This is a genomic window from Sphingopyxis macrogoltabida (assembly GCF_001307295.1).
GTDB lineage: Bacteria > Pseudomonadota > Alphaproteobacteria > Sphingomonadales > Sphingomonadaceae > Sphingopyxis > Sphingopyxis macrogoltabida_B.
Window position 1 is genome coordinate 4,246,036 of sequence record NZ_CP012700.1, and the last position, 10,853, is coordinate 4,256,888.

Genomic DNA, 10,853 nt, shown 5'->3' on the forward strand with positions numbered 1-10,853 from the left:
CCTCACTTCACAGAGCGGTTCACTCGATCGGCAATGTCTGCGCATCGCTCGATCAGAACCTCGAACGACTCCGCGTCCTCAAGCAATAGCCCGTCCTCAATCATTTGCGCATAATCGGAGGCGAGTGCCGTGCGCGCTTCGCCGCCCGGCACGAGCTGCAACAATCCATTTACAGCAGCCTCATAGTCGACGGACGCGCCATCAGCCGCTTTCTCGGCGAAAAACATACTCTTATGTCTGGCCACTGCTTGGGCAAGATCTCGATCCGCCGATGCTGCCGCCGCAATCCCGGAACCATCCAAACGGACGATGTCATGCCAATGGCGTGCAAAGCGCTCCCCGCGAAGCCGCTCCTGTAAGCAGAAGACATGGATCGCGGTCGCTTTCTCCCAGAACGTTCGCTCGGCATGCATCACCCGCGGTGTCGCTGTCGGAAATGTCACACCGTCAACCAGACCGGCTGCATCGCAGATCACATCGCGCAGGCTGGCCGGTTCGCCCGTCGAGCGAGCTCCGCATTCCAACATGACGCTGGGCGCGACATAACCGGAACCGGCGGAGGTCGCCTCATAGTCGATGAAGAGCTTTTCTCCCTCGACCCGCGTCACAGCCGAAACACCCTGCGCGCCAATGACGTCGGCGATCAATGGCTGCACTGTAGCTGAAATCCATTCCGGCAGCCGGTGGCGCACTGCTTTGGACCAGCGCCTTTCTTCGCTACGTGTTGTCGGCAGGCCCTCACCATTATCGCCGACCAGATCAGGCGCTATTGCCCGGATGTCATAGGTCAGATCGACATCTTCCGAGAAGCGCTGGATGATGCCATAGGCCTTTGAAAGCGAGGTTCCACCCTTGAAGGCAAGATGGTCGCCGAAGGCAGAACCGAAAATTGTCTGAAGCGCCCAGACGACCCAGACATCCTTTTCAAGCAGATGGGCGGGCCGTCCCGAGCGATCGGCGGCTACGCCTAATGCGTCGCGACGATCCTGGGCTGTCAAAGACAAAAAGGGCTCAGCCATGAGCAGCCTTGCTGACGCTTCGAGCCAGCCATGTCGGAAACTGAGGTGCAGCCGTCACCAATTCGCCAAACGCTGTTGGGGGCAATTTTCCTTTCAGGGTCTTAAGCGCCGTTTCTGCCTTCTCAGGGCCGAGCCAGGCCAAAGCGCGAACCGCTTGTCCTGCCGGTCGATCGGCCAGAGCGAGCTGCCAGCGCGGTGCATGCCGCAACTCCACAAGCTGCTTGCCCAGGGTCATGGTGCGGCTACGACCTGATGTCAGATAGACGGAGCGAACCGGGACCTGCGTCGTCAGCCCGAGCGCGTTTGCCGCAGCCGCGCCATTCGGTACGATAATCTCACCTCGTTGTGCCGCCAGAGCCTCGACCGCCTGCTCTACCGAAGGAGCGCGCGTGCCAAACCGACTCTTGATGGGGTGCAGATAAACGCCTCGTCCGGCGCGGATCAGTTGTCCGCGTACGGCAAGACGCGACAAGGCTTGATCCACCCCCGCGCGGTTGCCGAGATGGAGCAGGCTCTTCGCGGCCAGCGGCGTTCCTTCCGGAAGTCCCTCGGCATAGGCCAGTATCTGTTCGGTCAAATGTTGCACAGCAAAACTCCTGTCAGAAAGATAGGCAGTTTTCTGACAGTTTTCAATATGGAGTGTCCGACAAGGGAAACCTTGAGGGGAAAGCCTTCCCCTGCGGACGAGCCAATGTCTCGGCCGACCCCTTCTGCGGGGAGACCCCGCAACGCCCCCTTCAGAGTGAGAGTGCGGACGGATTTTCCGTGACGGGTTGATGGCTGGAGGAGAGGCTTCCGGCGCCCGTCGCGGAGATCATCCCGATGGCCAGACAGGGTCGTAACCTCGCGGAAGGTGGCGCGCGCAGCAACCTTTACGACGACATCACCAACAAGATCATCGCCGAGCTGGAGCAAGGGCGGTTGCCATGGGTCCAGCCTTGGGGTGCGTCGCCTGATACCGCCCCGCTGGGCCTGCCGAGAAATGCTTCAACCGGCCGGTCCTATTCTGGTATCAATATTCTCATCCTCTGGGGCGCTGTCATCCAGCACGGCTTCCCTGGTCAGGCGTGGCTGACTTTCCGCCAGGCGCTTTCGCTCGGCGGAAATGTCAGGAAGGGCGAACGTGGCACCACCGTCGTTTATGCAGATCGTTTCACCCCCGAGGACGAGAAACGCCGTGCCCGCGAGACGGGTGAAGATGCGCATGCCATACCGTTTCTGAAGCGGTTCACAGTCTTCAATGCCGCACAATGCGATGGTCTGCCCGATGACATCACGGCAGTCGCGGCGCCACCGCCGCCGGGCCTGATCGAACCTCGGGTCGAGGCGCTGATCCATGCCACCGGCATCGACTTCCGCATTGGCGGCGATCGCGCCTTCTACATGCCCTCGCTCGACTATGTGCAGGTGCCGCCTCCGCAAGCCTATTTCGAGCCGATCAACTGGCACAGAACGGCCCTGCACGAGCTGGGTCACGCCAGCGGCCATCATAGCCGTCTCAACCGCGATCTGACCGGCTCGTTCGGCTCGAAGAAATACGCCTTCGAGGAAATGATTGCCGAGCAAACCGCGGCTTTCAGCTGCGCCGCGCTCGGGATCGTGCCGACCGTGCGCCATGCCGACTATATCGGGTCGTGGCTGGAGGTCATGCGCGAGGACTCCCGCGCCATTGTTCGCGCAGCCTCGCAGGCCAGCAAGGCCGCGGACTGGCTACTGTCGCATCTGCCGGCCGAGAACGCCGGGGAGCCGGATGCCAGCGTAACCGAAACCGATCGGAGGGCTGCGGCATGATCCTCCTGACCGGCACACAGCGCGACCGCCTGCTGGCCAATGGTCGTCAGCGCGATCAGGATCACATTCCGGTCGTGAAGTTCTTCAACCCCCTCGGCGCGGGCGTCTGGCTCGCCACCGAACTGGATGAGGATGGCGACATCATGTTCGGCCTTGCCGATCTCGGTTATCCCGAACTGGGCTCGTGGAGCCTGAGCGAGATGCAGTCAGTCCGGCTGCCCTTCGGCATGGGCATCGAGCGCGATCTGCTGTTCACCGGCGATTTCTCGATCTCGGTCTGGGCTGAGGCCGCCCGCGAGACCGGCAGCATCCGCGCCGCTGAACGTCTGCTCTACCGCGTCGGTGCGAGCTTTTCCCGTACATCCGCCGATACAGAAAACCGGAGTGCCTGATTTCCGGGTTTCAGGTTCTGCGGCTGGCGTCGCTCTCTTCAGAGGAAGAGGGCGGCGCTTCGCTTCGTGACGGGCTGATAGCCGGAGAGAGAGGCTCACCGGCGTCCGTCATGGAGTCACTGACATGGCCACTGCCGTTCAGAAGATCACCCTGTCGTCCTCACGCGACATTCCTTTCAACAAGCTGGTCCTCAGCCAGTTCAACGTCCGGCGTGTCAAGGCCGGCATCTCTGTTGAGGAACTGGCCGAATCCATCGCCCGTCGCGGCCTGATCCAGTCCCTGCATGTCCGCCCGGTCGTGGATGCCGAGGGCAAGGAAACCGGCATATTCGAGGTGCCCGCCGGCGGTCGCCGTTTCCGGGCACTGGAATTGCTGGTCAAGCAAAAGCGTCTCGCCAAAATCGCACCGGTCCCCTGCGTTGTGTCGGAAGCCAGCGCCGATGTGCTGATCGACGAGGTTTCACTCGCCGAGAACATCGAGCGCGCACCGCTTCATCCGCTCGACCAGTTCCGCGCCTTCCAGGCCATGCGCGAAAAGGGCATGACCGAGGAAGCCATCGCCGCCGCCTTCTTCGTGGACGCCAAGGTGGTCAAGCAGCGCCTGCGTCTGGTTTCTGTCTCACCGGCATTGCTCGACGTCTATGCCGAGGACGGCATGACGCTGGAGCAGCTCATGGCCTTCAGCGTCAGCTCTGACCATGCGCGGCAGGAGCAGGTCTGGGACGCGATCAAGGATGGCTGGCAGAAAGAACCCTACCACATCCGCCGCCTGCTGACCGAAACCACGGTCCGCGCCGCCGACAAGCGGGCGGTTTTTGTTGGCATTGCCGCCTATGAGGAAGCCGGCGGCTGCGTCTTGCGCGATCTCTTCCAGCAGGACGATGGTGGCTGGCTGCAAGATCCGGTGCTGCTCGATCGGCTGGTGGGCGAAAAGCTGAAGGCCGAAGCCGAAGCCATCGCTGCCGAGGGCTGGAAGTGGATCGAGGTCGCCATCACGTTTCCCTATGGACACGACCATGGACTGCGGCAACTTGTCGGCACTACCGTCGACCTGACCGAGGAAGAGCGCACAACGCGCGAGACGCTGCGCGACGAATATGACCGGCTTGAAGCCGAATATGGCGAGGCTGAAGAGCTGCCTGACGAGATCGACGCCCGCCTCGGTGAGATCGAAAAGGCGCTGGAAACCTTCGAGCGCCGCCCGATGACCTTCGACCCCGATCAAATCGGCATGGCTGGCGTCTTCGTCAGTATCGACTCCGATGGCTCCCTGCTGGTCGAACGCGGCTATGTTCGCGCCGAGGATGAAACGCCTGCGGAACCGGAGGCTGAGATCATTGACCCGGAAACCGGCGAGGTGATCCAGCGGGCAGAACCGGAGGAAGGCCGCATGCGTGCAGTCATCACACTGGGCGGCCAGTCTGTCGAAACTGAGGAGGAAGACGAGGCAGACACCATCAAGCCGCTGCCCGATCGCCTGGTCAGCGAGCTGACCGCCCATCGCACGCTGGCACTGCGGGATGCGGTGGCCGTGAACCCGCAGGTCGCCATGACGGCACTGCTGCACCGGCTGGTCATGGATTGCTTCATGCCGCATTCCAGTCGCGGGTGCCTGGAAGCACAGGTCCGCGAGGTGCACCTGCCCGCACAGACCGAGGATCTGCGCGACAGCGCGTCCGCCAAGTCGATCGCAGACCGGCACGAACGCTGGGGCGATCATGTCCCGGCAGACGATGCCGCCCTCTGGGATTGGCTGACCGATCTTGATGACGGTCCGCGCATGGACCTGCTCGCCCATTGCGTCAGCTTCGGTATCAACGCGCTCTATGAGAAGCCTAACCCCTACAGCGGCATGGGCGTCAGCCAGCACGGGTTGGACATCCGCCTGTCGCAGGCTGACCGGCTGGCCCGTTCGACCGGCCTCGATATGGTGGCTGTGGGCTGGCGACCCACAGTCGGCAATTATCTCGGCCGAGTGACCAAGCCGCGCATTCTCGAAGCCGTGCGTGAGGGGGCTGGAGACCGGGCCGCCGATCTGATCGGGCATCTCAAGAAGGGCGACATGGCGAAGGAGGCCGAACGCCTGCTGGCCGAGACCGGCTGGCTGCCCGAGCCGCTGCGCATGGTGGACGACGGTATCGAAGTCGATCCGGCATCGGGCGCTGCGGCGGAAGCCGACGATCTGCCCGATTTCCTTTCCGGCGATGGCGAGGACGACCCGGCTGACGACGAGGAAGAACTGCATATGGTCGCTGCTGAATAGCACACATGCGGGGCGGCTTCGGTCGCCCCGTTGACCACCCTCCGTTTCCGCAACTTGCCCGGTCCTCGTGATCGGGCTTTTTCTTTGGAGATTTCCATGTCTGCCAACATCGGCATCGATCAGATTTTTCGGGAGGACCGTGAACATCCCCCGTCGGATCGCACCTTACCGTGGATCGAAACCCGCGATGGAATCACTGTTGTCGTTGAGCCAAAGCCTCACTGGGCCGAAGACATGCGGGTGTTCCGGCTCGATGCCCGTGAGTATTGCCGCTACGCCGAGTGGACCGCTCATGGTGCTCGTGCCCGTTTCTTCGGTCATATCGATACCTCGGGCGATGATCTGATAATGAAGGCGCGCGCGATGATCGCCCGAGAACTTGCCGATGGGCTTTGGAGCTGAAGACCCAATCGCAGGGCGTCTGGCCGTGAGGATGGGAGGTCTGCACCGGACGGGTCCAATCCGGCTTCACCATGCAATCCGCCATTCCCATCAGGACAAGCCGCATGGGTGCCGTCTCTGGCCTGAAGGGAACATGATCCTGAAGCCAGCATGGCGGCAAGGCTGGCGCGGCAGAGCATCTGCGACGGGTATCCGGCATTCTGTCAGATGCGAAAAACCACCCCCGCTTCCATTCGCAAACCTTGGTCTGATCCGTCTCTTTAGCATTCAACCCATGAAGGGTCGGCTTACGCGCGCGTGCCGCCCTCGGGTTTCGGGAAGAGTCCGAACGCCCTCGGGTGATTGCAGATCCGGTCAGACACTTCGGGCGCCTGTCGCGCGGGGGATGGTCCCCCGCCTCCAAAGACAGGAGCCGGAACCCATGTCCTATGCAGATGCCACCGCCTTCGCCGCCAGCCTCGCCACCACGCTGATGGTTTCGATCGTTGTGTTCCAGGCCGGGGACGGCACCCATGCCGCTTGCCCCGCCGCCGAGTTCGACGGCGACGACGACATGGTGAAGCTGGAGCTGGACCCGTGGGAGTAAGGCGCGAAAGCGCCTCATCCTCGACGGCCCGAGCGCGGCAGCCCGCGCTTCGGGCCTTCAGCTTTGCGATGGTTGCCCATCGCCAGCAGCGGAACCGGGGCGCACCCGGTCAGAGAGGAAGAGTGCGGGCCGTTCGGCCGTGACGGGTTGAGGGTCGGAGAGAGAGGCTCACCGGCGCCCGTCATGGAGTAATCCCGATGACCTTTGCCCGTTCCGAAACCTTCCGTTCCATCGGTCATATTCTGGCTGCCGATGTTCTGCCCGCGCTTTATCGAGCGCAAAAGCTGCCGCTGCGCATCTCGTGCCTTGGCGTGGCCAGCTATGACGCCAGTGACGCGGCGAACAGTTTCGACCGCGTGATCCCGCTTGGGGAATGCCCGTCACCGGAAGAGGCCATCCAGGCCGCAGCCTTGCGCGTGGCGCGCGGTGATATTTGCACGGGGCCGGACAGCTTCCCGTATTTCCAGCCCCGCATCCCGCTCATTCAGGACCGAGATCAGCGCCTGGTCCTCGCCGGCGAAATCCGCGCCGGCCTTATCCTCTGGCAACAGCCAGTCGCATCCGATGCCGAAGCACGCAGGATCGTGACAGAGGCCAGCCGCCTGCGCGGTATGGCATTCCGGGCAGCGGCCTCAACCGAGGCCCGCGCCTTGCGTTACCGCGCCGCCACGCTGGAGGCCCGCTTGGTCGATCCCTTCTGGCGCGAGACCTCGGCCGATCTGCTTCGCCTGCCGCTGGCCGCCTGAGCTTCACCCATTCAAAACCATTCGGCTCGGCCTTATGCCGAGCCATGTCATGTCCGGAGACCGTCATGGCCGACTATTACACGCACTTTTCTTGCCTGCTTGACGTGGGCACTCCCGAGAACGCCGCCCGCGCGCTCAATCTCTACAACGCTCTGGCTGCTGAAAATGCTGCCGAAGATCCGCCATCGGACGGCTTCCTGCTCTCCATCCAGCCAGAACATGGTGGCACACAACTCTGGATGCGTGACGATGTCACTGGCGATCCCGAGCATGTCATCCAGTTCGTCAAACGCTGCGCCACCGAGTTCCGCCTGACGGGCTTATGGGGCCTTCAATACGCAAACAGCTGCTCAAAACCGCGCATCGATGGATTTGGTGGCGGCGCGCATGTTCTCGATCTCGCCACAGGCGAAACGGTCGACTGGATCTATACCGATGGCTGGCTTTCCTCGGTTCTCGACGGGAGAGATCCCTATGCCTGAGATCATCGAAACCACCGTCTATCGCTTGGGCGAATTGTCCGATGCGGCGAAGGACAAGGCCCGCGCCTGGTATCGTGAGGGCGGCTTCGACTATGACTGGTACGATGCCGTCTATGAGGATTTCCAGCGCATCGCCGAAATCCTCGGGCTGAACCTCAAGACCCGCACCGTTCGGTTGATGGGCGGCGGCACACGGCAGGAACCCTGCATCTGGTTCCGGGGCTTTTGGTCGCAAGGTGACGGTGCCTGTTTTGAAACCTGGTATTCCTACCGCAAACATGCGCCACGCCTGATCCGGGAATACGCCCCGCAGGACACCGAACTGCACCGCATCGCCGACGCCCTTCAGGCGATCCAGCGCCGCAACTTCTATCAACTTCGCGCCGATGCCAGTCATCGCGGCCATTATTATCATGAATACTGCATGTCGATCTCGGTCGAGCGCGACAGCCCGACCTGGCAGGACATGACCGCCGATGCCGAGGAGACGATCATCGAGGCGCTGCGCGATCTGGCTCGCTGGCTCTACCGCCAGCTTGAGCGCGAATATGATTATCTGTCCTCGGATGAAGTGGTCGATGAAACCATCGCCGCCAATGAATACACCTTCACCGAGGGCGGTCGCCGCTTCGGATGATCCTGAGATGACACTGCCAAGCGCCCCGCCGTCCGGTCGGGGCGCTTTTTTCATGCTGCGCTTTGAGAGTCAGAGGCTGGCCGGAAGGGGTCAGGTCCGGGTGGTCGAGAGAGAGCGCCGTCCGGGCTTGTCCTTCCCGCTCTCCTGAGGTTCCCGACATGAACATGGTTTCCCCCGTGGCCGATCCGGTCACGCCGCTGGCGGCTGCGCCCGCGATCCTGGCTGCGGCCAATCTTCTGCTCCCCCATCTGGAACGCGGCCAGCGCATCGATGCCGCCACCTTGCGCGGCGCGATGGAAACGGCCTTCGGAGCGTCCGACGCTACTGGCGCCTGGGACTGGAAGCTGGCCTATGAGGCGTGCGAAGTCGCCACCGTCCTCTTCCTGCGCAAATACGGAAAGGCGCTTTTCCGCAAAGCCGTATCTCCGGCCGCACGGATTTCCGTGCTGGCAAAGATCGCGGGGCTGTTGCCCACGCAGACCCGGCGTTCCGAGGAAAGCCAGAACTTCCAGCAGTTCAGCACACCTCTGCCATTGGGCCTTGCCGCTTTGACAGCCGCTGCGATCACGCCTGATGACAGGGTGCTGGAACCATCGGCTGGCACCGGCCTTCTGGCGATCCTGGCGCAGACCATCGGCGGTTCGCTGATCCTCAATGAACTCGCCGATACCCGCGCCGATTGTCTCGCCTCGCTCTTTCCGGCCTTTGCCGTCACCCGGTTCGACGCCGCCCAGATCGACGATCATCTGGCCCCGGATGCCGTCCCGTCCGTGGTGCTGATGAACCCGCCATTCTCGGTCATGGCCAATGTCAGCGGGCGTGTTGCTGATGCGGCCTACCGCCATGTTGCCTCGGCGCTGGCCCGTCTTGCCACCGGCGGTCGGCTGGTGACGATCACTGGCGCAGGCTTTGGTCCCGAGGCTCCGGCATGGCGGGACGCTTTCATCCGCTTGCAGGCCCGTGGCCGTGTGGTGTTCAGCGCCGCCGTCGATGGCGCGGTCTATGCAAAGCACGGCACCACGATCGACACGCGGTTGACCGTGATCGACAAACTGCCCGCCGAGGATTCGGCCAGTTTCCCGGCCTCGCTGGGGATCGCGCCTGATGTTGCCACGCTGATCGGATGGATAGAGGCGCATGTCCCGCAGCGTTCGCCGGTATCATTGCCGAAGATCGTGGTGCCCCCTTCAACCTCCGCGCCGAAGACCGTGCGAGGCTATCTCGCCCGTTCAGCCGCCACGCGGCCAGCCGCTGCTCCCGCCAGTGATCCGGAGGGCGTCGAACTTGCCTATGACACCGTGGACTGGACACCACCGGACGGCGCTCGCCTCTCCGACGCCATCTATGAGGAATATGCGCTGCAATCGCTGCGCATTGCTGGCGCGCAGTCGCATCCGACCAAGCTGGTGCAATCCGCCGCCATGGCCTCGGTCGCACCGCCGAAGCCCTCCTACCGCCCCATGCTGCCCACCGACATCTGCGCGCGTCTGTCGGACGCCCAGCTTGAAACGGTGATCTATGCCGGTGAAGCCCATGCCGATCATCTCGCCGGTGCATGGACCGTGGACGAGCATTTCGACAATGTGAGCGCCGCGCCCGAAGATGCTGCCGGATCGATCCGCTTTCGACGGGGCTTCATGCTCGGTGACGGAACCGGCGCTGGCAAGGGCCGCCAGTCCGCCGCCATCATTCTCGACAACTGGCTTCGCGGTCGGCGCAAGGCGATCTGGATCTCCAAATCCGACAAGCTGATCGAGGATGCGCAGCGCGACTGGTCGGCGCTCGGTATGGAACGCCTGCTGGTGACGCCGCTGTCGCGCTTCCCTCAAGGCGCAAGGATCGCGCTGTCGGAAGGCGTCCTTTTTACCACCTATGCCACGCTGCGTTCCGACGACCGTGGCGAGAAGGTTTCGCGCGTCAAACAGATCGTCGAATGGTTGGGGTCCGATTTCGATGGAGCCATCATCTTCGACGAGAGCCATTCCATGCAGAACGCCGGTGGCGGAAAAGGAGAACGCGGCGATGTCGCCGCCTCACAGCAAGGACGTGCGGGCCTGCGGCTCCAGCACGCGCTGCCTGATGCCCGCGTTGTCTATGTCTCAGCGACCGGCGCCACTACCGTCCACAATCTCGCCTATGCGCAGCGCCTTGGCCTCTGGGGCGGTGAGGATTTCCCATTCCAGACCCGCGCCGAGTTCGTCGAGGCAATCGAGGCCGGCGGCGTGGCGGCCATGGAAGTGCTGGCCCGCGATCTGCGATCTCTTGGCCTCTATACCGCGCGGTCGCTCTCCTATGATGGCGTCGAATATGAACTGGTCGAGCATCAGCTCACCGACGAACAGCGCCGGATTTACAATGCCTACGCGGGGGCTTTCACCGTGTTATGGCGAGCTGCGCATAAGATACCTTATCGCGAGGAAGCGGTAATGCGGAGGAGCGCGGCGTAACCGGCGAATTCCCATGATAGTGTGCGCAGTTGCTGCGCATTATATTGGTTGCGAACCTCGGCGGTCCCTGGACCAGCTGAGGAGGCAA

The 10,853-nt window shown here is 62.8% G+C and carries 10 protein-coding genes and 1 pseudogene; 9 read left to right on the plus strand and 2 right to left on the minus strand.

Annotation, left to right across the window (positions count from 1 at the left end; translation table 11 throughout):
* Window positions 1-2: 2 nt before the first annotated feature.
* Window positions 3-1,019, minus strand: a complete 1,017-nt coding sequence (locus AN936_RS19675) for a nucleotidyl transferase AbiEii/AbiGii toxin family protein (RefSeq protein ID WP_054589571.1) — start codon at window positions 1,017-1,019, stop codon at window positions 3-5.
* Window positions 1,012-1,605: a DUF6088 family protein gene (locus tag AN936_RS24305; protein WP_084758550.1), complete on the minus strand. Its 594-nt coding sequence runs from the start codon at window positions 1,603-1,605 to the stop codon at window positions 1,012-1,014. Before AN936_RS24305 ends, AN936_RS19675 begins: the two co-directional genes overlap by 8 nt.
* A gap of 236 nt (window positions 1,606-1,841) precedes the next feature.
* Here AN936_RS24305 and AN936_RS19680 point away from each other — a divergent pair, with 236 nt between their 5' ends.
* The 9 genes and pseudogenes from AN936_RS19680 to AN936_RS19720 all read left to right on the plus strand — a co-directional run.
* Window positions 1,842-2,810: an ArdC family protein gene (locus AN936_RS19680; protein ID WP_054589572.1), complete on the plus strand. Its 969-nt coding sequence runs from the start codon at window positions 1,842-1,844 to the stop codon at window positions 2,808-2,810.
* On the plus strand, window positions 2,807-3,202 hold the full coding sequence (locus AN936_RS19685) for a DUF2958 domain-containing protein (RefSeq protein WP_054589573.1): 396 nt from the start codon (window positions 2,807-2,809) through the stop codon (window positions 3,200-3,202). Before AN936_RS19680 ends, AN936_RS19685 begins: the two co-directional genes overlap by 4 nt.
* Before the next feature lie 124 nt (window positions 3,203-3,326).
* Window positions 3,327-5,465, plus strand: coding sequence for a ParB/RepB/Spo0J family partition protein (locus AN936_RS19690; RefSeq protein ID WP_054589574.1), 2,139 nt, complete (start codon window positions 3,327-3,329; stop codon window positions 5,463-5,465).
* Between the two features lie 96 nt (window positions 5,466-5,561).
* Complete coding sequence (locus AN936_RS19695) at window positions 5,562-5,867, plus strand: hypothetical protein (RefSeq protein WP_054589575.1); 306 nt, start codon at window positions 5,562-5,564, stop codon at window positions 5,865-5,867.
* A 421-nt stretch (window positions 5,868-6,288) separates the two neighbouring features.
* The gene (locus AN936_RS25265) at window positions 6,289-6,453 is read left to right on the plus strand and encodes a hypothetical protein (protein WP_010335706.1); all 165 of its coding nucleotides are present in this window, start codon (window positions 6,289-6,291) and stop codon (window positions 6,451-6,453) included.
* A gap of 197 nt (window positions 6,454-6,650) precedes the next feature.
* The gene (locus AN936_RS19705; RefSeq protein WP_054589577.1) at window positions 6,651-7,199 is read left to right on the plus strand and encodes a hypothetical protein; all 549 of its coding nucleotides are present in this window, start codon (window positions 6,651-6,653) and stop codon (window positions 7,197-7,199) included.
* A gap of 65 nt (window positions 7,200-7,264) precedes the next feature.
* Window positions 7,265-7,681 (plus strand): hypothetical protein, encoded by a 417-nt coding sequence (locus AN936_RS19710; protein ID WP_054589578.1) that lies wholly within the window; start codon window positions 7,265-7,267, stop codon window positions 7,679-7,681.
* Window positions 7,674-8,318, plus strand: a complete 645-nt coding sequence (locus AN936_RS19715; protein ID WP_054589579.1) for a hypothetical protein — start codon at window positions 7,674-7,676, stop codon at window positions 8,316-8,318. Before AN936_RS19710 ends, AN936_RS19715 begins: the two co-directional genes overlap by 8 nt.
* Window positions 8,319-8,476: 158 nt before the next feature.
* Window positions 8,477-10,702, plus strand: a pseudogene (locus tag AN936_RS19720) (strawberry notch-like NTP hydrolase domain-containing protein); the annotation flags it as partial.
* Between the last annotated feature and the right edge of the window lie 151 nt (window positions 10,703-10,853).

Coding starts and splice junctions, on each gene's coding strand:
- AN936_RS19675 (WP_054589571.1), bottom strand. CDS start 1,019: ATGGCTGAGCCCTTTTTGTCTTTGACAGCCCAGGATCGTCGCGACGCA.
- AN936_RS19695 (WP_054589575.1), top strand. CDS start 5,562: ATGTCTGCCAACATCGGCATCGATCAGATTTTTCGGGAGGACCGTGAA.
- AN936_RS19705 (WP_054589577.1), top strand. CDS start 6,651: ATGACCTTTGCCCGTTCCGAAACCTTCCGTTCCATCGGTCATATTCTG.
- AN936_RS25265 (WP_010335706.1), top strand. CDS start 6,289: ATGTCCTATGCAGATGCCACCGCCTTCGCCGCCAGCCTCGCCACCACG.
- AN936_RS19680 (WP_054589572.1), top strand. CDS start 1,842: ATGGCCAGACAGGGTCGTAACCTCGCGGAAGGTGGCGCGCGCAGCAAC.
- AN936_RS19685 (WP_054589573.1), top strand. CDS start 2,807: ATGATCCTCCTGACCGGCACACAGCGCGACCGCCTGCTGGCCAATGGT.
- AN936_RS19715 (WP_054589579.1), top strand. CDS start 7,674: ATGCCTGAGATCATCGAAACCACCGTCTATCGCTTGGGCGAATTGTCC.
- AN936_RS19690 (WP_054589574.1), top strand. CDS start 3,327: ATGGCCACTGCCGTTCAGAAGATCACCCTGTCGTCCTCACGCGACATT.
- AN936_RS19710 (WP_054589578.1), top strand. CDS start 7,265: ATGGCCGACTATTACACGCACTTTTCTTGCCTGCTTGACGTGGGCACT.